Annotated in this window: 18 protein-coding genes; 12 read left to right on the top strand and 6 right to left on the bottom strand. The window is 62.5% G+C overall.

Annotated elements, in window-relative coordinates; all coding sequences use genetic code 11:
* Positions 1-85: 85 nt before the first annotated feature.
* The 3 genes from CFII68_RS00215 to CFII68_RS00225 are packed head-to-tail and all read right to left on the bottom strand — an operon-like array spanning position 86 to position 2,251.
* Positions 86-1,027, bottom strand: coding sequence for a FecR domain-containing protein (locus CFII68_RS00215; protein ID WP_033062964.1), 942 nt, complete (start codon positions 1,025-1,027; stop codon positions 86-88).
* 37 nt (positions 1,028-1,064) lie between these two features.
* Complete coding sequence (locus CFII68_RS00220) at positions 1,065-1,610, bottom strand: sigma-70 family RNA polymerase sigma factor (protein WP_018614366.1); 546 nt, start codon at positions 1,608-1,610, stop codon at positions 1,065-1,067.
* Complete coding sequence (locus CFII68_RS00225) at positions 1,607-2,251, bottom strand: secretin and TonB N-terminal domain-containing protein (protein WP_018614364.1); 645 nt, start codon at positions 2,249-2,251, stop codon at positions 1,607-1,609. Before CFII68_RS00225 ends, CFII68_RS00220 begins: the two co-directional genes overlap by 4 nt.
* A gap of 193 nt (positions 2,252-2,444) precedes the next feature.
* Between CFII68_RS00225 and CFII68_RS00230 the strand changes: the two genes are divergently transcribed.
* Complete coding sequence (locus CFII68_RS00230) at positions 2,445-2,795, top strand: hypothetical protein (protein ID WP_018614362.1); 351 nt, start codon at positions 2,445-2,447, stop codon at positions 2,793-2,795.
* Between the two features lie 126 nt (positions 2,796-2,921).
* Here the strand turns inward: CFII68_RS00230 and CFII68_RS00235 are convergent, their stop codons facing one another.
* Positions 2,922-3,362: a carboxymuconolactone decarboxylase family protein gene (locus CFII68_RS00235; RefSeq protein WP_018614360.1), complete on the bottom strand. Its 441-nt coding sequence runs from the start codon at positions 3,360-3,362 to the stop codon at positions 2,922-2,924.
* Between the two features lie 194 nt (positions 3,363-3,556).
* Here CFII68_RS00235 and CFII68_RS00240 point away from each other — a divergent pair, with 194 nt between their 5' ends.
* The 3 genes from CFII68_RS00240 to CFII68_RS00250 all read left to right on the top strand — a co-directional run bounded on the left by CFII68_RS00240 (position 3,557) and on the right by CFII68_RS00250 (position 6,055).
* Entirely contained in the window at positions 3,557-4,990 is a 1,434-nt protein-coding gene (locus CFII68_RS00240; protein ID WP_018614358.1) for a PLP-dependent aminotransferase family protein, read from the top strand.
* Positions 4,991-5,110: 120 nt separating this feature from the next.
* Positions 5,111-5,392 (top strand): antibiotic biosynthesis monooxygenase family protein, encoded by a 282-nt coding sequence (locus tag CFII68_RS00245; RefSeq protein ID WP_018614356.1) that lies wholly within the window; start codon positions 5,111-5,113, stop codon positions 5,390-5,392.
* A gap of 258 nt (positions 5,393-5,650) precedes the next feature.
* Positions 5,651-6,055 carry a cupin domain-containing protein gene (locus tag CFII68_RS00250; protein WP_018614354.1) on the top strand — a complete coding sequence of 135 codons (405 nt, stop codon included), beginning with the start codon at positions 5,651-5,653 and terminating at the stop codon, positions 6,053-6,055.
* 195 nt (positions 6,056-6,250) lie between these two features.
* Here the strand turns inward: CFII68_RS00250 and CFII68_RS00255 are convergent, their stop codons facing one another.
* The gene (locus CFII68_RS00255; RefSeq protein ID WP_018614352.1) at positions 6,251-11,119 is read right to left on the bottom strand and encodes an NAD-glutamate dehydrogenase; all 4,869 of its coding nucleotides are present in this window, start codon (positions 11,117-11,119) and stop codon (positions 6,251-6,253) included.
* A gap of 429 nt (positions 11,120-11,548) precedes the next feature.
* On the opposite strand from CFII68_RS00255, the gene CFII68_RS00260 reads away from it, so the two are divergent.
* Positions 11,549-11,902 (top strand): hypothetical protein, encoded by a 354-nt coding sequence (locus tag CFII68_RS00260; RefSeq protein ID WP_018614350.1) that lies wholly within the window; start codon positions 11,549-11,551, stop codon positions 11,900-11,902.
* 170 nt (positions 11,903-12,072) lie between these two features.
* Here the strand turns inward: CFII68_RS00260 and CFII68_RS00265 are convergent, their stop codons facing one another.
* Positions 12,073-14,226: a WG repeat-containing protein gene (locus CFII68_RS00265; RefSeq protein WP_018614348.1), complete on the bottom strand. Its 2,154-nt coding sequence runs from the start codon at positions 14,224-14,226 to the stop codon at positions 12,073-12,075.
* 269 nt (positions 14,227-14,495) lie between these two features.
* On the opposite strand from CFII68_RS00265, the gene CFII68_RS00270 reads away from it, so the two are divergent.
* The 7 genes from CFII68_RS00270 to CFII68_RS00300 all read left to right on the top strand — a co-directional run.
* The gene (locus CFII68_RS00270) at positions 14,496-16,202 is read left to right on the top strand and encodes an ATP-binding cassette domain-containing protein (RefSeq protein ID WP_018614346.1); all 1,707 of its coding nucleotides are present in this window, start codon (positions 14,496-14,498) and stop codon (positions 16,200-16,202) included.
* A gap of 465 nt (positions 16,203-16,667) precedes the next feature.
* A complete protein-coding gene (locus tag CFII68_RS00275) occupies positions 16,668-17,627 on the top strand; it encodes a MoxR family ATPase (RefSeq protein ID WP_003202654.1) in 960 nt (319 codons plus the stop codon).
* Between the two features lie 9 nt (positions 17,628-17,636).
* Positions 17,637-18,581, top strand: coding sequence for a DUF58 domain-containing protein (locus tag CFII68_RS00280; RefSeq protein WP_014339082.1), 945 nt, complete (start codon positions 17,637-17,639; stop codon positions 18,579-18,581).
* Entirely contained in the window at positions 18,578-19,072 is a 495-nt protein-coding gene (locus CFII68_RS00285) for a DUF4381 domain-containing protein (protein ID WP_014339081.1), read from the top strand. Before CFII68_RS00280 ends, CFII68_RS00285 begins: the two co-directional genes overlap by 4 nt.
* Positions 19,065-20,144, top strand: coding sequence for a VWA domain-containing protein (locus tag CFII68_RS00290; RefSeq protein WP_018614340.1), 1,080 nt, complete (start codon positions 19,065-19,067; stop codon positions 20,142-20,144). Before CFII68_RS00285 ends, CFII68_RS00290 begins: the two co-directional genes overlap by 8 nt.
* The gene (locus CFII68_RS00295) at positions 20,141-21,877 is read left to right on the top strand and encodes a VWA domain-containing protein (RefSeq protein WP_018614338.1); all 1,737 of its coding nucleotides are present in this window, start codon (positions 20,141-20,143) and stop codon (positions 21,875-21,877) included. Before CFII68_RS00290 ends, CFII68_RS00295 begins: the two co-directional genes overlap by 4 nt.
* A partial coding sequence (locus tag CFII68_RS00300) for a BatD family protein (RefSeq protein ID WP_018614336.1) occupies positions 21,874-23,293 on the top strand: 1,420 nt, incomplete at its 3' end. The genes CFII68_RS00295 and CFII68_RS00300, both read left to right, overlap by 4 nt.

Here is a 23,293-nt window from a genome sequence, read left to right as displayed (position 1 = left end):
GGTGTTCTCAGATGGTGAGCCCGCCACTAATCCCCTTGTGGGAGCGAGCCTGCTCGCGAAGAGGGCCGCCCAGGCACCACGGGACTCAGCTCAGCACCACCACCCCACCCGGCAATTCGGTGCATTTGGCGCCGTAGGCATCGCGGATCAACAGCGCTACGCCCGCCAGTTGGTCGAGGCGAAACCGCGCCTGGACCTTGCGCTGGCCCAGTTCGCGGTTGAGTAGCAGCAACATGCCTGGCCGATAGCGGTTGATCTCATCAATGACGCTGGCCAGGGTCGCGTCGTTGAACACCAGGACCTGCTCACGCCAGGCAATGGCGGCCGACACATCGGCACGCTTGGGAGCACCTACCCGGCCAGGGTCGTACGTCAGTTGCATGCCCGGTTCCAGGCGAAACCGCTGGCCTTGCACCTCGACCTGCACCACACCCTCCAGGCAGGTCGCGCAAACGCTCTGGTCGGTGTAGCGGATGTTGAAGCGTGCCCGGGCGGCGCTGATCCAGCCGGCACCGGCCTGGACGCTGACCACCTGGGCACTACGCCCCTGCACTTCAATCTCGCCGCTGAGCAACTCCAGTCCTTGTCCGCCATCGGCCAGCGCGTGGCGGCTGAGGCGGGTCTGGGTGTTGAGCTCCAAGCTGACGCCCTCGGCCAATTCCACTCGGCGCTGTTCGCCGACGTCGGTGACGTAGTCGGCTCCCAACCCGGAAACACCACCGGGCACCGTGGCGCGGATCAACAGCAAAGCCGCCGAAGCCGCGATGGCGCCACCCAACAACGCCCGGCGACCGAAATGCCGGGGCGCCTGCACCGCCGCGACGGCAGGTTGCAGCCCCTGCCACAGCGCCTTGGCCTGTTCGAAGGCCCGGGCATGTTCGGGGCTTTGCCCGCACCACTGGCGCAAGGCCCGGGCATCGGCCACGGTGGCGCGCCCCGAGGTCAGCAGGATCAGCCAATCTCGGGCCTCGCTGGCCAATCGGGCCTGGGGCGTGGCGTCAGGGGAAGCGATGCTGAAGATGTTCAAGCGCACACACACTCACGAAAGGGTCGGGTCTCTACTCTCAAGACGGTTTTCCCGCGCCGGGACCGAACCGCTGAATGACTTTTCTTTCCAGGCGCAGGGCGCAGTGCCCCAGTGCCGCCTTGATTTCCTTCTCCACCATGCGCGTGGAAATACCGAAGCGCTGGGAGATTTCCAGGTGCGGCGCTTCTTCCAGGCGTGCGGCGATGAATATCTTGCGACGGCGCGCCGGCAGTTCATACAAGGCCTTGAGCAGGGTCTGCAGCTCCTTCTGCCCACCCACCACGCGAGCCGGATCCAGCGCTTCATCCGAGACCTGCAGCAATTCCTCGATTTCATCGCCGGTGAGCAGGCGTGCATCGGCCTGCCGGCGGTCGGCGGCGATGTTCAGGGCCATGCGGTACAAATAAGCGTTGGGCTGGGCAATCTCCTGGGTATCGACCATGCGATCGACCCGCAGGTAGGTTTCATGCAACACATCGTTGGCCAGTTCCTCGGAGCCCAGGCGTCTGCGCAGGCGCACCTTGAAATCCTCATACGAGGTGAGGAACAACTTCACCAGCGGGCTGCGACCGGAGTCTTTCATTGCCCGGACACCCCTTCCCCTGCTATGCATTCCATGCTTCTTCCTGATGAGTCGGGTAACAAAAGCAGGGTCACCGGCTGGCGCAACGAGCTGGGCGCCGGGCGGTCGATCCTGAGGTTTTGCAAACTGTTGACCAAGGCCTTGTCCCGCATCACGTCGCCTGTGGAACTGACCAGGCGGCTGTGCTGGACCACGCCGTCCCGGCCGATCCACACTTGCAGCACCGCCCGGAAACTGCCTGGGCGGGTCAACGGTGAACGACACAAATTGCGCTGGATGACCGCCTGGATCGCTGCCGCGTAGTTGCTGTCACTCAAGCCTGGGGTGACGCCGGGAGGCAGCGGCACCTCGCGGACCCGCACCGGCTGCAACGTGAACGCATCCGCCCGGGCATAGTGCGCCGCCAACCCGGTGCCGCTGAGCAACACCCTCAACCCTTCGGAAGGTGTGAACTGCCCCTGGACACCCAGCGTATGACGCTGGCTCGACAACGGGTGGTCCACCAGCACCGCCATGCCCGTCGCCCGGCTGAACTGCTCCAGCGCCGTGGTCAGTTCCTGGGGCGCGATATCCAGGTCCACCAGGCCGGCTGCCTGGATCGGCCCGGCCAGCAGACACAACAACAGCGTCAGCCAGCCCAAGGGCGCCCTGGTCAATCCACGTCCGCGTCCGCCCCCGGCTCTGCCTTGCTGCACGACTGACGTATCCGTTGAAAACCGTCATCCTGAGGGGAGTTTATGAATGTCGTATGACAACTGATACAAATCCCCCGGGCCGCACTAGACTGATGCCCTGACAGCGAACCGTCCGGTGTGACGGGCCAGGAGGTCGATGATGAAACAGTGGATGCGTATGACAGCAGGCCTCGGCCTGCTCATGGCCCTGCCCTGGGCCCAGGGCGAAGAGGCGCCGGCGTGTATCGAGGTGACCGTCGGTGGCTACAAGACCCCCGACTACAACTGCCTGAGCCGGCAGATGGGCAACGACCCGCAGGCTGCAACAGCCACGCAACGGGCCCAGGACGCCATGAATGTGCCCGTCAACGAACGCGCGCCGAACAGCATCGGCCTGGCAACCCCGGCGGCCACTGGCGTGCGCATGGGCAATACATTTGGCACTTCGGTCAAGCCCCAGCGGCCGCCGGCCCCGGCCAGCAATTCGCCGCTGCCCAATGGAAATAAATAGAGGCAAACGACAGACCTGCTCTGTGGGAGCAAAGCTTGCTCGCGATCCAGGCGACACGGTCCGCCAGATTCACCTCATCATCGTTCATCGCGGGCAAGCCTTGCTCCCACAGTTGGCTTTCGCGGATCAGCCACCCGGACTCTGGCGAAAACTCACCGCCAGCCGGTTCCAGCTGTTGATGGTGCTGATCGCCAGGGTCAGGTCCACCAGTTCCTCCTCGCTGAAGCAGGCCCGGGCCTGGGCATAGACGTCGTCCGGCACCAGGCTTTCAGCCAACAGCGTCACCGCCTCGGTCCAGGCCAGGGCGGCGCGTTCGCGGGGCGTGAAAAAACCGCTGTCGCGCCACACCGCCACCGCGTAGAGCCGTCGCTCGGTCTCGCCCTGGCGTCGTGCCTCCACCGAATGCATGTCAGTGCAGAAGGCACAGCCATTGAGTTGCGAAGCGCGGATCTTGATCAGGTGCAGCAACGCCGGTTCGATACTCAGGCGACTGGTCAGGGCTTCCAGGCCGATCATGGCTTTCATCGCCCCAGGCGATGCAGTGTAGTAGTCCAGACGCGGGCTCATGGCGGGCTCCGTGGCATTCGAGACCTTCACGGTAGGCCCAGGGACCGGTCAATGACAGGTCCAATTCGGCGAAAAACCCGGAGGCAAGTCCAATGGGCGGGATTTTCCCCACGCAACTTCTATGCAGTCGCACAATGCGGGTAATCTTGCGCCTTTGACGCTGGCCGCCAACAATCGCCCAGGAGCTTGCGGGTATGGAACTTCATGTTGTCATCAACGGCCGCAAGGACCTGTCGAGCCAGTTGTATCAACAATTGCGCAGCGCCATCGAAAGCGGTCGCCTGGCGGCCGGTACGCAACTGCCGCCCAGCCGCCTGCTGGCCGAACAACTGGGGGTCTCGCGCAAGACCGTCTCCGACACCTACGCCCAACTGACCTACGAAAATTTCCTCACCGGTATCATCGGCAAAGGCACCTACGTCAACGCGCGGCCGGCCAGGATCGTACGCAAGCAGAGCCACCGCGAGCTGGCCGGTGCCGACGTCGTCGAGGCCTGGCGCACCATGCCCGACCTGATGCGCCATCCCACCCTCGAAGGGGCGTTGCGCTACGACTTCATCGGTGGCGCCACCGGCAAGGGCCAGTTTCCGCTGGACGACTGGCGGCGCTGCACGGCTCACGCGCTGCGCCAGATCGCCAGTGCCAAGGGCTTCTACAGCCAGCCCGAAGGCCTGCCGTCGCTGCGCAATGCCATTGCCCGGCACATCGCGTTTTCCCGCGGGGTCAATTGCCAGGATGAAGACGTGGTGGTGTGCAACGGCGCGCAGCAGGCCCTGGACCTGATCTCGCGGGTGTTGACCCGTCCCGGCAGCCTGGTGGCCATGGAGGATCCGGGCTATCCGCCGGCGCGGTTGTTGTTCGGCTCCCAGGGCGCCACGGTGGCCGGGGTGCCAGTGGACGAGCAAGGCATGCGGGTCGACCTGATCCCCGATGGCACGCGGTTGATTTATGTGACGCCCTCCCACCAGTTTCCCTTGGGCATGCCCATGAGCCAGGCCCGCCGCGAGGCCCTGCTGGCGCGGGCCTATGAGCTGGGGGCGATCATCATCGAAGACGACTACGACAGCGAATTCCGCTACGAAGGCCGGCCCGCCGATTCGTTGCAGAGCCTGGATGAGCGCGGGATCGTGGCGTACGTCGGCACCTTCTCCAAGACCCTGTTGCCGGAGCTGCGGCTCGGCTATGCGATCCTGCCGCCAGCGATTCTTGAAGCGGTGATCCTGGCCAAGCGCCTCACCGACCAGCACACCTCCACCCTGCCCCAGTGGGCGCTGGCGAAGTTCATCGCCGAGGGTTGCCTGCTCAAGCACATCCGCCGCTGCCACACCTTGTATGCCGGCCGCCGCGAGCGAATCCTGGCACGCATGGCCGGGGACTTGTCGCCCTGGTTCGAGGCCGTGCCCACCACCGCGGGCTTTCATATGGCGGTGTTGTGCAAGGTCCCCATGGACCTGGCGCTGGTGATCGAACTGGCGAAAAAAGCCGAAGTCGGGCTCTACAGCCTTGATGGCTTTTTCAACGAGGCCCCGGTGCGGCCGGGCCTGTTCTTTGGTTTCGGCGCGATCGAAACCCTGGACATCGACATCGCCCTCGACCGTTTGCGCGACATTCTGCAGCAGGTGGCCTGAAGATTGGACTGGGCATTTATCTGCCCATTGGCTGTTTGAGCCTTGCCCCGACGGGCCTATCCTGCACGGGTGTCGTTGATATTGAGCAACCCCCTCGGACTTGATTCAGGAGCCTGAACAATGTCTCGCCAAGTGATCAATACCGTACAGGTGCAAGCCGCCGCCGGTCGCTCGGAAGAACTGGGCCGGCAATTGCAGCAAATCGTCGAGACCCTGCGCGCCCAACCAGGCTGCGATGCCTACCTGGTCGACCGTTGCCCGGACGATGGCGACCGCTGGAACGTCAGCGCCCGCTGGCAGTCGGAAGCGGCCATGCAAGCCCACTTCAACTGCCCGGAAGTGCAAGGCTTCATCAGCCTGATCGACAACCGCCTGGCCCGAAGCGTCGACTTCAACAGCTGACACCCCGCGGCTGTAGGAGCTGCCGAGTGCAACGAGGCTGCGATCTTGCCCAATCCAATTGAGTCTCAAGCGAAAGATCAAAAGATCGCAGCCTTCGGCAGCTCCTACAGAGGGTTACCTTTCAAACTGGATGGATCGCGGTATTGGTCTATCCACCTTCCGAAAGATTGGACGTTTGCTTGTCCTACCGTGGGGCTTAGGGTGAATCCATCGCCGCGACAGCGCGAAATCACTCGAAACCACACAGGCCCTACCTTCATGAAAACACTCTGTCTGATCGCCGCCCTCAGCCTGCTGCCCATGACCCAGACCTACGCCCACGAAGCCGCGCCTTCGGAAAAGGTCACGGTGCTGCAGGAGCAATTGCTGAAAAACGTTCCAGGTAAAAAAACCATGATGCTGACTGTCAACTATTCACCCGGCCAAGCGTCCATTGCCCATAAGCATGAGGGCACAGCCATGGCCTACGTACTGGAAGGCGCCATCACTTCCCAGGTCAAGGGTGAGCCGGCGAAGACCTACAAGGCTGGAGAGTTCTGGTATGAAGCGGCGGGGTCCGAGCACCTGGTGTCGAAAAACGCCAGCGCGAGCCAACCGGCGAAACTGCTGGTGTTCATGGTGATGGGTGAGGATGAGGCGGTGTTGATACCGCTGAAAAACTGAGCCGCCAAAACGCGATCCTCCTGTGGGAGCGGGCTTGCTCGCGAAGGCGGTGCATCAGTCGAAGCGTTGTTGGCTGATACACCGCCTTCGCGAGCAAGCCCGCTCCCACAATGTCTCCATTTCAAGCCGAACTGGGCATCAAGACAAAAAAAGCCCCGCATCTCTCAATGCGGGGCTTTTTCATTCAACGCCGGATCAGTTGGCCGTCACGACCGCCTGACCGCTCATTGCCACGTCCAACAGCTCGCGGTTGGCGACCGCGTACATGGCGTAGTCGGTACCGCTGGCAGCACGGATGTCCACCAGCATGGCACGCCAGCGCTCGACCATTTCGTGGTGCTGCTCCAGCCACAGTGCCAGGCGAGTTTCCACGTCCTGGGCGCCATCGCCCTCTTGCAGGACCGAGATGGTGATCGCCCGCTGTTGCCAGTCGACATCATCACGGAACGCTTCACGGGCCAGTGCCTGCCAGTTGTTTTCCACCGGCAGTGCGCTGATCTGTTGCAGGTACCAGGTGATGTCCAGGGCGCTGCCCACGGCGAAGTAGGCCTTGGCCACATCGGCGGCGTTCTGGCCAGTGACGTCGGCCGCCTCGATGATCGGCAACAAGGTGTACAGGTGCGTGGTGCCGGCAACCATGCGCGCCAGCAGTTCCGGCACACCAGCGGCCACGTAGGCCTGGTAGCGGGTCTGCCAGCCTTCGCGGGTCGGACCTTCCAGCAGTTCGTCGAGCTTGAGGCCCAACGCGGCCAGGTGCGGACCGAAGTGCGCGACGTCACGGGCAGCGTTCTGCTCGTTGCGGCGGCTGCGCAGGAACCAGCGCGTGGCGCGACGACCCAGGCGCATCAACTCGTCCATCAGCTCCAGTTGCACGTCGGCCGAGACCTGGTGGTCCAGGGCTTCGATCTGACGGAACCAGTGCGGGAGGTGGAAGATATCCCGAACGATGACATACGCACCCGCCACGTTCGCCGGGCTCATGCCCGTCGACTCCTTGAGCCGCTGAACGAAGGTGATGCCCATGTGGTTGACCAGGTCGTTGGCGATCTGGGTGCTGACGATCTCGCGTTTCAGGCGATGGCGACGCATGGCCTCGGAGAACTGGCTCACCAGCGTCGGCGGGAACGCGGTTTCCATGTCCCGGGTCAGGTAATCGTCGTCCGGTACCAGGGAGTTGAGCAGCGCTTCCTTGAGGTCGATCTTGCTGTAGGAGATCAGCACCGACAGTTCGGCACGGGTCAGGCCATGGCCCGCCGCGACGCGCTCGTTGATCGCCTCTTCAGCCGGCAGGAACTCGATGGCGCGATCCAGCTTGCCGCGGCCTTCCAGATCGTTCATCAGGCGCTTGTATTCGGCGATCCGCACGAAGGCACGGCGCGCCGCCAGGGACAGGGCCTGGGTCTGCTTGTAGTTGTTGCCCAACACCAGGCTACCGACTTCGTCGGTCATGCTCGCCAGCAACTGGTTGCGTTGCTTGTCGGTCATGTCGCCGGCCTGCACCACTTCGTTGAGCAGGATCTTGATGTTCACTTCGTGGTCGGAGCAGTCCACGCCGCCCGCGTTGTCGATGAAGTCGGTGTTGGAACCGCCGCCATTGAGGCCGAACTCGACGCGACCCAGTTGGGTCATGCCCAGGTTGCCGCCCTCGCCCACGACCTTGCAGCGCAGTTCGTTGCCGTTCACGCGCAGCGCATCGTTGGCCTTGTCGCCGACATCGGCGTGGCTTTCAGTGCTGGCCTTGACGTAGGTGCCGATACCGCCGTTCCACAACAGATCCACTGGCGCCTTGAGCAAGGCGTTGAGCAGCTCGGTCGGGGTCAGCTTGTCGGCCTTGATGTCGAAGCGTTCTTTCATCTGTGGCGAGATGGCGATGCTTTTCGCGCTGCGCGAGAAGATACCGCCGCCTTCGGACATGATGCTGGCGTCGTAGTCGCTCCAGGCCGAACGCGGCAGGTCGAACAGGCGCTGGCGCTCGGCAAAGCTGCTGGCCGGCTCCGGGTTCGGGTCGATGAAGATGTGCAGGTGGTTGAAGGCCGCGACCAGTTGCAGCTTGTCGGACATCAACAAGCCGTTGCCGAACACGTCGCCGGCCATGTCGCCAACGCCCACCACGGTGATGCTGTCTTCCTGGACATTGATGCCGCGCTCGCGGAAGTGGCGCTGCACGCCGACCCACGCGCCCTTGGCGGTGATGCCCATTTTCTTGTGGTCGTAGCCAGCCGAACCGCCGGAGGCGAACGCATCGCCCAGCCAGAAGCCATAGTCGATGGCGATGCCGTTGGCGATGTCGGAGAAGGTCGCAGTGCCCTTGTCCGCCGCTACCACCAGGTACGGGTCATCGTCGTCATGACGCACGACGTTGGCCGGCGGTACCAGCGCGCCGTCCTTCAGGTTGTCGGTGATGTCCAACAGGCCCGAGATGAAGATGCGGTAGCAGGCGATGCCCTCGGCCGCGATCTCGTCCCGGCTGCCGCCCAACGGCAGGCGACGTGGCAGGAAACCACCCTTGGCGCCCACCGGCACGATCACCGAGTTCTTCACTTGCTGGGCTTTTACCAGGCCCAGCACTTCGGTGCGGTAGTCTTCTTCACGGTCGGACCAGCGCAGGCCGCCGCGGGCAACGTTGCCGAAGCGCAGGTGCACGCCTTCGACCCGTGGCGAGTAGACGAAGATCTCGAACTTGGGTACCGGTTTCGGCAGTTCCGGGATCAGGTGCGGGTTGAACTTGAAGCTGAAGTAGGACTTGTTCTGGCCGTTGGCGTCGGTCTGGTAGAAGTTGGTCCGCAGAGTGGCCTTGATCAGGTCCAGGTAGCGACGCAGGATGCGGTCTTCGTTGAGCACCTGGACGTCGTCCAGGGCCGAGAGAATCGCTTGCTCCAGGCGCAGCTGCTTGTCTTCCAGGTCATCGCCAGTGAGTTTGCGCGCCAGGTAGAAGCGGGTCTTGAACAACCGGGTCAACTCGCGAGCGATGTCGGTGTGGTTGTTCAGGGTGCTGGCGATGTAACCCAGGTCGAAGCCCAGGCGGATCTGCTTCAGGTAACGGGCGTAGGCACGCAGCAGCGCTACGTCGCGCCATGGCAGGCCGGCGGTCAGCACCAGGCGGTTGAACGCATCGTTCTCGGCATCGCCACGCACGATGTGGACGAAGGCGTCCTGCAAGGTGTCGTTGAGTTGCTGGATGTCCAGGTCCAGGCCTTCGGCGGCGGTGAACGCGAAATCATGAATCCAGAACTCGCGGCCGTTGGTGTGGCGCAGGCGGTACGGGAACTCGCCCAGCACGCGCAGGCCGAGGTTTTCCAGGATCGGCAGCACGTCGGACAACGCCAGCGGCGTGTCGGCGTGATACAGCTTGCAGTGCAGCTCGCGCTGGCCGGAGACCTGGCCCAGCGGCTGGTAGAAGCTCATGACCAGCGGGTTCTTTTCGTTCAGGCTCAGCAGGTGCTGCATGTCGACCACGGCCGAGTGCGCGGCAAAGCGCTCGCGGTAGCCGGCCGGGAAGCCTTTCGGGAAATCCGACAGCACGTTGGTGCCCTGGGCTTCGCCGAAGCTTTCGACGACCAGGCTGGCGTAGTCGTCCTTCCAGCTGCGGCAGGCCTGCACGACTTCTTTTTCCAGCAAGACCGGATCGATGTCGAGACGGTTCTTCGGGTCCACTCGCAGGATCAACTGCACGCGAGCCAACACCGATTCGGAGAAGAAGGTCCAGAATTCGCAGTCCGAGGCCTTCAGGCGATCCATCAGCACTTGCTGGATCTTCTGGCGCACTTCGGTGGAGTAGATGTCACGCGGCACGTAGGCCAGGCAGTAGCAGAAACGGCCATACGGGTCTTTGCGCAGAAACACGCGGATCTTGTTGCGTTCCTGGATCTGCACGATGGACATGACGGTGCTGAACAGCTCGTCCACCGGGGTCTGGAACAGGTCGTCACGGGGCAGCACTTCGACCACCTGGGCCAGTTCCTTGCCCAGGTGCGCCTTGGCCTGGAAGCCCGAGCGACGCTCGATTTCCGCGACCTTGCGGCGGATGTACGGGATGACCCGCACGCTCTCGCCATACACCGAAGAGGTGTACAGGCCCATGAAGCGGCATTCCTTGATGACCTTGCCGTCGGCGTCGATTTCACGGATCGACACGTAGTCCGGGTAGGCCGGACGGTGTACGCGGCTCGGGTGTGCGGCCTTGGCGAACGACAGCGGCGTTGGTTCGCGCAGGTAATTGACGGCGTAGTCTTCGATGCGCAGGTCTTCGGCGGTCAGGCCGGCGCGCAGCAATTTGGTCAGGCCGAGGAACGAATCGGGGTTGTATTCGATGTGGCCACCATCGGCCTCATCGCGAACCACGAACTCTTCGTAGCCCAGGAAGGTGAAGTGGTTACCCACCAGCCATTCCAGGAAGCTCTTGATCTCGCTCTTTTCATCAGCGTCGATGGCGTAGGCGCTGCTGTCCAGGCTGTCGAGGATTTCCTGGACCTTGGCTTTCATCGGTTCGAAGTCAGCCACGGCCACGCGCACTTCGCCCAGCACTTGCTCAAGTTCCTTGCTCAGGACGTTGAGTTCGGCGGCGTTGGCGCAGCGGTCGATCTCCAGGTACATCAACGACTCTTGCAGGATGCCGTCGCCCTGGGTGCCTTTTGGCAGGATTTCCAGCAACTCGCCCTTGCTGCCGCGACGCACGCTCAGCACGGTGGTTTGCAGGGTATGGATGCTGTAGCCACGACGGTTCAGCTCGGTGCGGACCGAGTCCACCAGGAATGGCAGGTCGTGGTGCAGCACTTCCACGGCCGTGTGGGTCGACTGCCAGCCGTGGCGTTCGTAATCGGGGTTGTAGACGCGCACCTGCGGTTGCGTGTGGTCGAAGCGCTCAAGCAGGCGCCAAGCAGACAGGGTGCAGCCGGCAAGGTCGGACAACCGGCGCTGGGTAAGTTCATCGAGGGAAATAATGCCGAAGAATTGTTCAGCGAACAGCGCCACTTGTGGCAGTGCCTGTTCACTGATGTGCTGCGCCAGTGCCGCTTGCAGTTGGTGCTGGAAGTCGGCTTTGCTGGCTGCGGTGAAGAACGCCATCTGTGGTACTCCGCTTGGGCTTGTTATTGATTGAAGCGTCGCGTGCAACCCCTGCGGGGCTGTCGGCCATCCCGTTCCTGATTCTCGGGCAGAGGAAACAGGATGACAGGTGGATGAAGCTGGACAGGACCGGCAGGTCACATCCTTTTCCATGTAATTTCATGTCATGGACACCTGCAAAAACCACTCCGGGGTGGTCTTTGCAGGTGCACATCCGTTGCGCAGCTTAACGAGTGCGACAATGTGCCTGCTTGCAGCGCTGCGACATATTCGGTCATCGGCAAGCTAAACCGCCGGTGCGCACCGAACAACCCTAGCAGGCTGGGGACCAAACGGCACCCCAAGGCGGTAAACCTGCAGAAAATCCTTCAGGCTGGCAGAATCCACTTTTCGCACCCCGCAGGTGCACTCGATCCTGGAGCCATCACCATGCAAATGACCACCGCCCTTCTGATCGCCAACCCGTGCGACGACGAAGAAGACAACATGGCCATGCTCTGCTGCCACAGCGCCCAGGGCGAAATGTTCCTGATGACACGCTACCCCGACGAAGACGAACTGGAAATCACCCTCGATGGCGAGCCTTCGACGCTGGACGGCGTGAAGGTCACGCTCAGCCCTACCCGCTTGCTGATTGAAATTGCCCCGGCGGATGCCGATGCGCTCAATGGCGACGATGTGCTGGAGATCACCCACGACACCGATGCGGCGGACCTGGCGGAAGTGGAACTGACGTTGCAGAACATCCTCAAGGGGACGGGGACCTATATAAGCCAGCTCTGACTCCAAAAGCGCCGCACCGCTGTGGCGAGGGGATTTATCCCCGCTGGGCTGCGAAGCGGCCCCCGAACCAGGCAACTCGGTGTGCCAGGAAGATTGAGTTCACAGCTTTAGGGCTGCTGCGCAGCCCAGCGGGGATAAATCCCCTCGCCACGGGATCAGTGAATCAGCTTTTATTCGTCTTTCTGCACCAGATTGCCGTCAGCGTCATAGACCAGGTACTCGTCATCGTTCTTCGGATCCCTCACGTAGTAACGGGCCTCATTGCCGTTATCCGGCACCTTCATGCTGGTGTAGGAGCCCAGTTCCTTGATCACCTTGTTGTTCTGACTGATCAAGACCAGCCCGGAACCACCCCCGGCCCGAATGGCCGCGGCGTAACGGGTCTGGAACGCGTTGATCTGGTTGTAATCCAGCGGGACCTGCAATCTGCCCGTCAGGTCGATGGCGCCATAGCTGCCATCGCGTCCGACCACCGCCATGCCGTTGGAAAACGGTTCCACCTCGTCATACGGTAACTTGATGGGCAACCGCATCCCCTGGCGATTGATAAAAGCAAACTTCCTGCTTTTAGCGTCCTGCACCAACAGCGGTTGTTGCCCGACAAACCGGCCTATCACGTTGTCACCCTGCAGGTTGATCCGTTTACCTTCCAGGTCGAAAACATCCTGGCGGCTCCGATCGGCGGAGCTGGCGTAGAGCAAACCCGCGCTGTGCTCGATACCCGAGAATTGCGTGGGCAGGATCTGCTTGCCATCCAGGGTATAGGCACCGTACAGGCCTTCCGTGACATCGGTTCGCATGCCGAGACGGGCGATGAACAGGTTGTCGGTCACGGAGGGGTTGACGAATTTCATCGGCAATACGAAACGGTGACTCCTGGCATCGTAGAGCCCATACGGACCGTTGGTTTCACGCTCCACCAACAGCAGGCCATTGCTCAACGCCTCGGCGATGTTTTCGAACGGCAGGTCCACGAGCTTGTTGCTACCGGCAGGAAAATAGGCGAGCTGGCTGCGCAACGCCTGCCAGTCCGAGTCCGGGTCGCTGGACTTTTCCGGGGAAAACAACGTGTAGGTATCGGCCACCTGGCTATCTTGCACCTGCACCCAACGGGGCTTGATCAACCACTGGCCGGCCTGGTCGATGAAGCCGTAGCGCTCGGCCTTGCGGTCCAAGGCGATGTACCGCGCTTGTGCTGCCAGGACGTTGTCGACCTGGGTGAACTCAGCGGTGTTGTCCTCCATCGGATCGAGCACATGGATGACGATACGTTGTGGGGTGGCCTCGAATTGATAGTCGACCTCGGTGTTTTTCAACGGCCCCACCTGAGCGGTCAGCGACTGGGTCAAGCGCTCCACCTGCTGTTGCACCGCCTGGCCGGTCTTGAGCTGCTTGAGATCGTCCTTGGTCTGCAGCAGCGCTTTGTAATAGTCATGCAACGCCGCGATATCGCTGTCGGAGGGAAACGCCCGGGAGTTATTGCCGTTGCTGTAGAGCGCCTTGCCCGCGTCGTCCAGCCCCTGCACCACGAAGGTCGACATTTTCGGCGTACTCAAGCGCACAGAGGCGCTGCCATCACCCAGGGCAGTGAGCTGGAAGGACTGACCGTCGTCCAGGGTCACTTTCGGGTGATCCTTGTCCAGCACCACTTTCCTGAACGCCGGATAGCTGCGGTAAGCGACCGTCAGGCCAAGACTCGCCAGCGGCTTGTTCACCGAAAGTGCAAAGGCATCATGGGACGCGATCATGTCGTCGGACTCGACCTTGGGCGGCGCCTTGAGATCGGCGAAGGTTTTTTCGCTGCCATCGCGAAAACGCAGGCGCTGCGGCAGGTACTGCTCGGCCGCCGGCTCATCCGGCGGCGCGGCGCGCTTCCAGAGCGGATCAAGGCTGCTGGTGTCGAGCCTCACTTCGGAACCGTCGGCGAATAACCTCTGGGCAAAACGCAGGTTCTGGATCGACGCCAGTTCAGCCTTCAGTTGCGCGCTGGTGAACGGGACAAACAGCGGCTCGTATTGCAACGGCTGCTCGTCGGCGGGCCCGGTCGTCTCGACGGTCAGGCTCAGTTGCACATCACTGACCAACTCCAGGGACCTGAGGCTTTCACCGGCGTCCTGAATCAAATAATTGAGGCGTTTCTCCACCTCGGGCGGTGCCAGCGTGCCGATGTCTTCCATGCCCCCTTCGTTCAATTGCGCGGCGGCGAAGCCTTCATCGGCCGGCGCGCCGCTATGGCGGAACAGGTAATAGGACGTACAGCCCACCACCAACAAGGTCACACTCAGTATCGACAGCAATCTCAAACGAGGCTGGGTAAAGTTCATGGAGGCTTCGGTCGTAAGGGGTTGGGGAAGGCAGGCAGCTAACCACATGGCCTTACGCGCTGCAAATCGCCTGGAGGGGCCGGTTCTGTTACTTCGGCATGCCGACACCCGGGATCAAACCCAGATTCCCACACGCGCATCCTACTGATCATCAAGAACAAGCCTACATCGGCATCGGAAGTTGCACTCTGGCCCTCCCAAAAGCTCACTGCTATTAATTATGCACCTGCGAAATAAACACGCAAATCACGGACGATCGTATCCATCCTATGCAAACGCTCATTAGAACTGCCTGCAAAAAACATACGCTCCTTCTGGTATGCACCCTTGCAACAATCATAGCGCTCAAGCTCATCGCACTCGCCCCACCTTTACTTCTGGGGACCATTGTCGACACCTTGTACGGTGAGAAACACGAAACAGCCAACATATTGCTCGCGCTTACGGCTGGCCTTGCTCTCGCTGGGTGTGTTCAGGCAATTATCAGCCCGCTACAGACCCATTGCCTATCCAAGCTCGTCCAGCAAACTGTCATGGCCGCATCCATTGAGTGGCTGGCAAACCTTATGCGCAAGGAGTTCGCCCGGTTCAATGCATGGCGAATCGGTCATTTCATAAAGTCTGTCGAGCGCGGAATTACCGCTCACGAACAACTATTGACGTTTTTTGTCACCGTCGGACTGCCGTTGTGCTTGGAGTTCTTGATCGTTGGCGGTGCTTTTTTTTACATGGGAGGCAGTGAAGTTTTTGTGAGCATGACTGGTTTAGGAATTATCTACCTGATTGTCGCCCACAAAATTATCAAATGGCGCAGGAAGCACATTGACGCTGTCAACGAGCAGGAAGATGAATTGAGCGCCCATTTGTACAACACGCTCAATGCCGGTAAAGCAATAAAGCTGGAAAACGCCGAGCCTACCGCCACACAGCCGCTAAACGAGGCCTTCAAGCGCTACGCCAATGCTGCGGTGACCGCAGCAACCTCGGGTGGCTTCTTGAGCGCTGCCAAGATTCTGTTCGTCAGCCTCTCCACGGGCGGATTACTGGGATGGGGGGTTGTCGATCAACTGTCGAGCCAGCCCAGCATCAGTGTCGGACAACTGGTAGCCATTTTTTCCATTGCAGGCAGTTACTTACTCAATATCGTCGCATTAACGGAGGGCTATCGCATGATGGACCAGTTTCTTGCCGACCAGCGTCGACTTCAAAGCCTGCTTTCGCTCCCAAACTTTGACCACTGTGATCGGCAATTGGAAGTCATTTTTCGGGGGGCATCGACATTGACTCTCGATCAGTGCGTAGTGACCGAAAATGGCGACGTTCGGTTATCGATCACACAAAGCCTGAGATTTATTCAAGGTCAATCAGTGGCGATCATCGGTCAGAGCGGTGCAGGCAAGTCTACCTTGCTGGAACTCCTCGCTGGTTTGGATCAAGAAACGCGAAATCAGTTGAGCATCGATGCAACTCCCGTTTCACAACTGAACCCTCGCCTCCACTTGAATGCATTGCGGTACTGCCCTCAGCAGCCTCGCTTCCTGGAGGGTCCTTTTGAAAAGTCGGTTCTGTTTGGCGCTGAAACGTCGCCTCATCTCGATCAGGCAATACGAAAACTGCAGCTACAGGATATTGTTTCTGAGCGGACCATCAGTGAGCACGCCTCGAATATCTCCGGAGGCGAAGCCAAACGCCTATCGCTGCTGCGCCTGATCAACAAGCCCGGAAAATTCAATATGTTCGACGAGCCAAGCGCATCCATCGAACCCAGGCTGACCACGCCCCTTTGGGACCTTTTATTCGACGTTTTTGCCGGGCAGGGGTTGATATGTGTCACCCATGACGTTGACCACCTGCATCGGTTTGACCGGGTCATTGTGATGCATGACGGGGCAATCGTGGAGGATGGCCCGTGGCGGGATCTGATCGATACGCCAGCAATCAGGCTGCTGGTGGATGAGATTCGGATGCAAAATTAGCGAAAATATGAGGTACCAGATCTACTACGGTAATCGCGAGCAGGCTCGCTCCCACACTGGATCGGCGGCGTGCCTTGACCCCGCACCCACCGCCACTCCCTCTGTGGGAGCTGAGCTTGCTCGCGATAGCGGTGGGTCAGGCTGCATTGAAGTTGAAAGTGCCGTCGCCATCGCGAGCAAGCTCGGCTCCCACACTGATCTCGGGTGTTCATGGAGTCGGTGTCCACTGCCAATCCCTGTGGGAGCTGAGCTTGCTCGCGATAGCGGTCTGTCTGAGACGATGCTGCTGGATGTATCGGCCTATTCGCGAGCAAGCCCGCTCCCACACCAGATCCAAACCGATCACAAATCCGCACGCCAGACAAAATCCCGTTAGTCGCCACCCCCCGCCATGCATTAAAGTAACGCCCCCAGCCCCGGCGTTATCCGAACGCCTGGGGCCACCCTTTCCAGGAACAGTCACCGATGGAACATCGTGAAGCGCTGCTTGCGCTGCGAACCTTTCTTTCAACGCAGATTCTCGGCCAGGAAAAACTCATCGAGCGCCTGCTCATCGCCCTGCTTGCCGACGGCCACATGCTGGTGGAAGGCGCGCCGGGGCTGGCCAAGACCAAGGCCATCAAAGAGCTGGCCGAAGGCGTCGAAGCGCAATTCCATCGTATTCAGTTCACCCCCGACCTGCTGCCCGCCGACATCACCGGTACGGAAATCTACCGCCCGGAAACCGGCAGCTTCGTGTTCCAGCAAGGGCCGATTTTCCATAACCTGGTGCTGGCGGACGAAATCAACCGCGCCCCGGCCAAGGTCCAGTCGGCCTTGCTCGAAGCCATGGCCGAGCGCCAGGTCAGCGTCGGGCGCAGCACCTATGAACTGTCGCCGTTGTTCCTGGTGATGGCCACGCAGAACCCGATCGAGCAGGAAGGCACCTACCCGCTGCCCGAAGCCCAGCTCGACCGGTTCCTGATGCACGTCAAGATCGGCTTTCCCGATGCCGCGGTGGAACGCCGCATCCTCCAGCAGGCCCGGGGGGAAGCGCTGAACGGCGAGACCAAGCCCGAACGCCGCGTGAGCCAGCAGGCGATCTTCTCCGCACGCAAGGAAATCCTCGGGTTGTACATGGCCGACGCCGTGGAGGAATACCTGGTGCAACTGATCATGGCCACCCGCAACCCGGCCAAGTTCGACCCGGAAATGGCCGAATGGATCGCCTACGGCGCCAGCCCACGGGGTTCCATCGCCCTGGACCGCTGCGCCCGTGCCCACGCCTGGCTGGCCGGACGCGACTTTGTCAGCCCGGAAGATATCCAGGCCGTGCTGTTCGACGTGCTGCGCCATCGCATCATTCTGTCGTTCGAAGCCGAGGCCGCCGGCATCGACCAGGACCGGGTCGTGCAGCGGATTCTCGACGTCGTCGCTGTCGCTTGAGCATGCACCATGAATAACCCTCTGGCGCCCGCACCGGGCATCCGCGTCAGCCTTTCGGAGCTGATCGAGATGCGCCATCGCGTGCGCGAGGTGCAGTTATTCTCGACACCGGGACAGCGCAGTCCGCTGATCGGCCTGCATCACTCCAAGTTGCGCGGACGCGGGGTCGATTTCGACCAGGTGCGGGTCTACCAGGCCGGCGACGACGTACGCACCATCGACTGGCGCGTTACCGCCCGGACCCAGGAGCCCCACACCAAACTGTTCCATGAAGAACGCGAGCGACCGATCTTCATCATGATCGAGCAAAGCCACCGGCTGTTCTTCGGCTCGGGGCTGGTGTTCAAGTCAGTGCTCGCCGCCCAGGCCGCCAGCCTGATCGGCTGGGCCGCGCTGGGGCACAACGACCGGGTCGGCGGCCTGGTGTTCGGCAACAACACCCATTACGAGGTCAAGCCGCGGCGCAGCAAACAGAGCCTGCTGCAATTGCTCAACCGGCTGGTGCGGGTCAACCAGTCGCTGCACACCGAGGCCGAGCCGGACCGCGACTCGTTTGGCATCGCCCTGCGTCGGGCCCGGGAAGTGCTACGACCCGGCAGCCTGGTGATCGTGATTTGCGACGAGCGTGCGTTGTCCGACAGCGCCGAGCAGCAACTGAGCCTGCTGTCGCGCCATTGCGACCTGTTGCTGCTGCCGCTGTCCGACCCGTTGGATCACGCCTTGCCCGCCGCCGGCTTGCTGCGCTTCGCCCAGCGTGGCGCCCAACTGGAACTCGACACCCTGAATTTCGAACTGCGCCAGGCCTATCGCGCCCAGGCCGAGGCGCGCCAGGAGCGCTGGGAATTGCTGGCGCAGAAACTGCGGATCCTGATGATGCCCCTGAGCACCCAGGGCGACATGGTCGAGCAACTGCGCGAATACCTGAACCCCAAGCGGGCCGGAAAAAGCCGATGAGCAGCCTCGATCAATTACAGCCACTGATGGCCCCGCCTCCCATCGGCTTCTGGCCGCCCGCACCGGGCTGGTGGTTGCTGCTGGTGGTGTTGCCGTTACTGGGCCTGGGACTGTGGCAATTGCGCCGGTTCATTCCCATCCAGCGCACCACCGCCCGCAGCGAACAACCCCTGGACCCGGTGCGCCTGGCCGCCCTGGCCGAACTCGCCCGGCTGCCCAAGCCCTACGACGGTGCACCGGCCGGTGCCTGGCTGCAACAGCTCAACGGGCTGCTCAAGCGCCTGTGCCGCAACCACTATCCTTACAGCCAGAGTCACACCCTCAACGGGCGCAAATGGCTGGCCTTCCTGGATAACCGTTGCCCGGCCGCCGGCCTGACGCGCTGGATGATATTGGTGGAAGGCGCCTACAAACCCGAATGCAAGCTCGATGACAAAGCCATCGCCGGCCTGACCCAGGCAGTCGAAATCTGGATTCGCAAACATGTTTGAGTTCGCCTGGCCGTGGGTTTTTGCCTTGTTGCCGCTGCCCTGGCTGATGCGCCTGGTGCTGCCGGCGGCCGACAGCGGCGAGCCGGCGCTCAAGGTCAGTTTCCTCGGGGACCTGGAAGGCCTGGTGGGCCGGCGAGCCCGGGCCAATCTGCCGACCTGGCGGCAACAGTCGCCCTTCATCCTGCTCTGGCTGCTGTTACTGATCGCCGCGGCCCGACCGCAGTGGTTGGGGGAACCCTTGCCCATCGCCGCCAGCGGCCGCGACCTGTTGGTGGCAGTGGATGTCTCGGGTTCCATGGACTTTCCCGACATGCACTGGAAGGACGAAGAAGTCAGTCGCCTCGCGCTGGTCCAGCATATGCTCGGGGATTTTCTCGAAGGCCGCGAAGGTGACCGGGTCGGCCTGATCCTGTTCGGCAGCCAGGCCTACTTGCAGGCACCACTGACCTTCGACCGCCGCACCGTGCGCCATTGGCTCGATGAGGCACGCATCGGCATCGCCGGCAAGAATACCGCCATCGGCGACGCCATCGGCCTGGCCCTCAAGCGCCTGCGACAGCGGCCGGCCCACAGCCGCGTGTTGATCCTGGTCACCGACGGCGCCAACAATGGCGGCGAAATCGACCCACTGACCGCCGCGCGACTGGCCGCCGACGAAGGCGTGAAAATCTACCCGATCGGCATCGGTGCCGACCCGGAACAGAGCGGCACGGCGGGCTTTCTCGGCGTCAACCCGAGCCTGGACCTGGACGAGGCGGCCCTCAAGGACATTGCCCAGGCCACGGGCGGTCGTTATTTTCGTGCCCAGGATGGTGAGCAATTGCTGGCGATCAAGACCACCCTCGACCAACTCGAACCGGTGACCCAGCAACCGACCCAGGCGCGCCCTGCCCAGGCGCTGTATCACTGGCCCCTGGCCGTTGCACTGCTGTTGAGCATGTTGCTGGTGGCCCGCGCACGCTGGCCGGACAATCCGTTGCAGCGCCTGTTCAACCAGCCGCTGTTCCAGCCGGCCCAACACACCGAGTGGCGCCAGCGGCTCAAGCGCCTGCGCTTGCGGAGGCGTCGATGATCGCCCTCTGGCCACACTGGCTGCGCCCCTGGTTCGTGTTGCTGCTGCCGTTGCTGGGCTGGTTGCTCTGGCAACTGTGGCATCGACAGAAACGCGTGGGCCGCTGGCAGATGATCTTGCCGCCCGCCTTCCACGCCGTGCTGCTCAGTGGCGGCAGCGGCCGGGAAAGCCGGCTGCCGTGGATTGCCCTGGGCCTGGGTTGGCTGTTGATCGTGCTGGCGTTGCTGGGACCGAGCTGGGCGCGGGTCGAACAGACCAGCCAGAAACCCGCCGACCCGCTGGTGGTGGTGCTGGAACTCACCCCGGAAATGCTCGCCACCGACGTCCCGCCCACGCGCCTGGAACAGGCCCGGCGCAAGGTACTGGACCTGTTGCAGAACCGCAGCGATGCCCAGACCGCAATCATCGTCTATGCCGGCAGCGCCCACACACTGGTGCCGCTGTCCGACGACCTGGCCACCAGCGCCAACCTGCTCGAAGCCCTCGCGCCGTCGATCATGCCCCAAGGCGGCCATCGCGCCGACCTGGCCGTCCACAAGGCCATGGCCCTGCTGGACCAAGGCGAACTCGGCCACGGTCGGATCCTGCTGATCGGTTCGTCGTTGAATGAACAGGAACGCCAAGGCATCCGCCAGATCCTCGACGGATCCGCCACGCAATGGCTGATGCTGGGTATCGGCACCCGCGAAGGCGCCCCGGTTGCCCAGGAAGATGGCAGTTACCTCAAGGATGCCCAGGGCGCGATCCTGGTGCCACGCCTGGATAGCCCGGGCCTCAAGGCCTTCGCCAATGAGTTGGATGGCCGCTACCGGCCAGCGCGGCTGGACGACAGCGACCTGCGCGGCCTGGGCCTGCTGGCCGGCCCTCGCCACTTGCGCAGCGACGGACAAACCTTGCGCCTGGACACTTGGGCCGACCAAGGCTATTGGCTGCTCCTGCCCCTGTTGCTGCTGGCCGCCTGCGCCGGGCGGCGAGGCTGGCTGTTTTGCCTGCCGCTGCTGTTCGTGCTGCCGCAAACCGGCCATGCCTTCGAGTTCCAGGACCTGTGGTTGCGCGCCGACCAACAGGGCCAGCACTTGCTCAAGCAGAAGCGTCCCGCCGAGGCAGCCACCCATTTCGAGGACAGCCAGTGGCAAGGCGTTGCCCTGTACGAAGCCGGCCAATACAGCGAAGCTGCCCGGCGCTTCGCCGAAGGCAACGACGCCCGCGCGCACTACAATCGTGGCAATGCCCTGGCCCGCAGCGGTGAGCTGGAAGCCGCACTGGATGCCTACGAACAAGCCCTGGAGTTACAGCCCGACCTGCGCCCAGCCCAAACCAACAAGACCTTGGTACAGAGCCTGTTGAACGAGCAGACACCACCGGCGCAGGAGCCCAAGCCCACCGAAAGCGAGGAACCGGGCCCCACCGAGCAAGCACCGGATGACGGTTCACCCAGCCAGTCTTCCGAACCGGGCCAGCCATCCACCGAGGCAACCGCGACGCCGGACGAATCCCAGCCTCCACGGACGGCACAACCGCCCACCGCCCAGGATGTGCCGGGCAGCGAGCTGCCGGACGAGCAGACCACCACCCCGCCGCTGCGTCCCGCCGCCGGCCAGCGCAATGAAGAAGAACAGCGCCAGGCAACGGAACAATGGCTGCGCCAGATCCCGGATAATCCGGGCGAGTTGCTCAGGCGTAAATTCTGGTATGAACAGCAAAGCCATCAGGCCCAGGGAAAAACCCAATGACCCGCTTCACCGCCTACCTCCTCGTTTTGCTGCTCTGGGCCTCTGGGACCCAGGCTGCACAGCTGACTGCCAGTGTGGATCGCAGCCGCCTGAACTCTGGGGAAACGGTGGAACTGACCCTGGAATCCAACGACGCCACCTTGTTCGGCAAACCTGACCTCGGCCCGCTCCAGGCCTTGTTCGATGTGCGCGGCACCCGCCAGGTCAACCAGTTGACGACCCTCGACGGTGAGAACCGCGCCACCACCCGCTGGATCGTGACCCTGCTGCCGCGCCGAAGCGGCACCGTGGTCATTCCGTCGCTGCAACTGGGTGAAGTAACCAGCCAGCCGATTACCCTGCAAGTGATCGAAAGCGAGACCCGCAACGCCTCGGAGCCCCTGGCGGCGGTGTTCATCGAGGCCAGCCTCGACCAGACCGAAGTGTATGTTCAGGCCCAGGCGATCCTGACCCTGCGTATCTACCATTCGGTGTCACTGTACGACGACAGCAGCCTGACGCCGCTGCACATCCCCGATGCCCGCACCGAACAGCTGGGCGAATCGCGCACCTATGAAAAAGTCATCAACGATGTGCGCCATGGCGTGATCGAACTGCGGTATGGCATCTACCCACAGCGCAGTGGCGAGCTGATGATCCCAGCCCAGGCATTCAGCGCCACCCTGGTCGAGCCGGTGGCCCAGGACGCCGTCCCTTCGGGCCCCAAACCCGGCCAATTGATGCGGGTCAGCTCCGAGCAACTGCTACTGAGCGTCAAACCCAAGCCTGCCAGCTACCCGGCCGACGTACCCTGGCTGCCCGCACGCAGCCTGTCCTTGAGCGAAAGCTGGAGCCCGGAACCGACCCACAGCCAGGTCGGCGATTCCCTGACCCGCAGCCTGACCCTGGAAGCCGAAGGCCTGGCCAGCGCCCAGTTGCCACCGCTGCCGGCCACCGAGATCAATGGCTTGCGGCGTTACCCGGACCAACCGGTACTCAGCAGCCGCAGCAGTGAGCGCGGGCTGGTGGGCAGCCGCGAAGACCGCGAGGCGCTGGTGCCAAACCGCAGCGGGACCATCGAGCTGCCACCGGTGGAAGTGGTCTGGTGGAACACCCTGGAAGATCACCTGGACCGCACCAGCCTTCCGGCGCGGACCCTGCAGGTGGCGAACAATCCGAGCCTGATGGTGGATACGCCGGCCGGCACGACGCAGATTGTCACGACGGTCGACAGCGAGACCCTGTGGTACTGGCAACTGAGCACCTTCCTCCTCGCCTGCACGACACTGCTCGGCTTTGGCTTGTGGTGGCGTGCCCGTTGGCAACCGGCGATCCTGCGCTCGACCCAGGCCGGACCGAGCCCGCGCACCCTGCTGGACGACCTCAAGCGCGCCTGCCTGGCCAACGACTCCCACGCCACCCGCCAGGCCCTCGACG

The organism is Pseudomonas sp. CFII68 (genome assembly GCF_000416195.1).
Classification (GTDB): domain Bacteria; phylum Pseudomonadota; class Gammaproteobacteria; order Pseudomonadales; family Pseudomonadaceae; genus Aquipseudomonas; species Aquipseudomonas kilonensis.
Note: the sequence above shows the minus strand (reverse complement) of the source record. Positions and strands in the feature narration are given on the sequence as shown.

What these genes read in the sequence shown, in the direction of transcription:
- CFII68_RS00235 (WP_018614360.1), bottom strand. Translation starts at nt 3,362, where the DNA reads ATGAGCCCGCGTCTGGACTACTACACTGCATCGCCTGGGGCGATGAAA.
- CFII68_RS00230 (WP_018614362.1), top strand. Translation starts at nt 2,445, where the DNA reads ATGAAACAGTGGATGCGTATGACAGCAGGCCTCGGCCTGCTCATGGCC.
- CFII68_RS00255 (WP_018614352.1), bottom strand. Translation starts at nt 11,119, where the DNA reads ATGGCGTTCTTCACCGCAGCCAGCAAAGCCGACTTCCAGCACCAACTG.
- CFII68_RS00250 (WP_018614354.1), top strand. Translation starts at nt 5,651, where the DNA reads ATGAAAACACTCTGTCTGATCGCCGCCCTCAGCCTGCTGCCCATGACC.
- CFII68_RS00280 (WP_014339082.1), top strand. Translation starts at nt 17,637, where the DNA reads ATGAATAACCCTCTGGCGCCCGCACCGGGCATCCGCGTCAGCCTTTCG.
- CFII68_RS00285 (WP_014339081.1), top strand. Translation starts at nt 18,578, where the DNA reads ATGAGCAGCCTCGATCAATTACAGCCACTGATGGCCCCGCCTCCCATC.
- CFII68_RS00240 (WP_018614358.1), top strand. Translation starts at nt 3,557, where the DNA reads ATGGAACTTCATGTTGTCATCAACGGCCGCAAGGACCTGTCGAGCCAG.
- CFII68_RS00270 (WP_018614346.1), top strand. Translation starts at nt 14,496, where the DNA reads ATGCAAACGCTCATTAGAACTGCCTGCAAAAAACATACGCTCCTTCTG.
- CFII68_RS00290 (WP_018614340.1), top strand. Translation starts at nt 19,065, where the DNA reads ATGTTTGAGTTCGCCTGGCCGTGGGTTTTTGCCTTGTTGCCGCTGCCC.
- CFII68_RS00220 (WP_018614366.1), bottom strand. Translation starts at nt 1,610, where the DNA reads ATGAAAGACTCCGGTCGCAGCCCGCTGGTGAAGTTGTTCCTCACCTCG.
- CFII68_RS00275 (WP_003202654.1), top strand. Translation starts at nt 16,668, where the DNA reads ATGGAACATCGTGAAGCGCTGCTTGCGCTGCGAACCTTTCTTTCAACG.
- CFII68_RS00245 (WP_018614356.1), top strand. Translation starts at nt 5,111, where the DNA reads ATGTCTCGCCAAGTGATCAATACCGTACAGGTGCAAGCCGCCGCCGGT.
- CFII68_RS00260 (WP_018614350.1), top strand. Translation starts at nt 11,549, where the DNA reads ATGCAAATGACCACCGCCCTTCTGATCGCCAACCCGTGCGACGACGAA.
- CFII68_RS00295 (WP_018614338.1), top strand. Translation starts at nt 20,141, where the DNA reads ATGATCGCCCTCTGGCCACACTGGCTGCGCCCCTGGTTCGTGTTGCTG.
- CFII68_RS00265 (WP_018614348.1), bottom strand. Translation starts at nt 14,226, where the DNA reads ATGAACTTTACCCAGCCTCGTTTGAGATTGCTGTCGATACTGAGTGTG.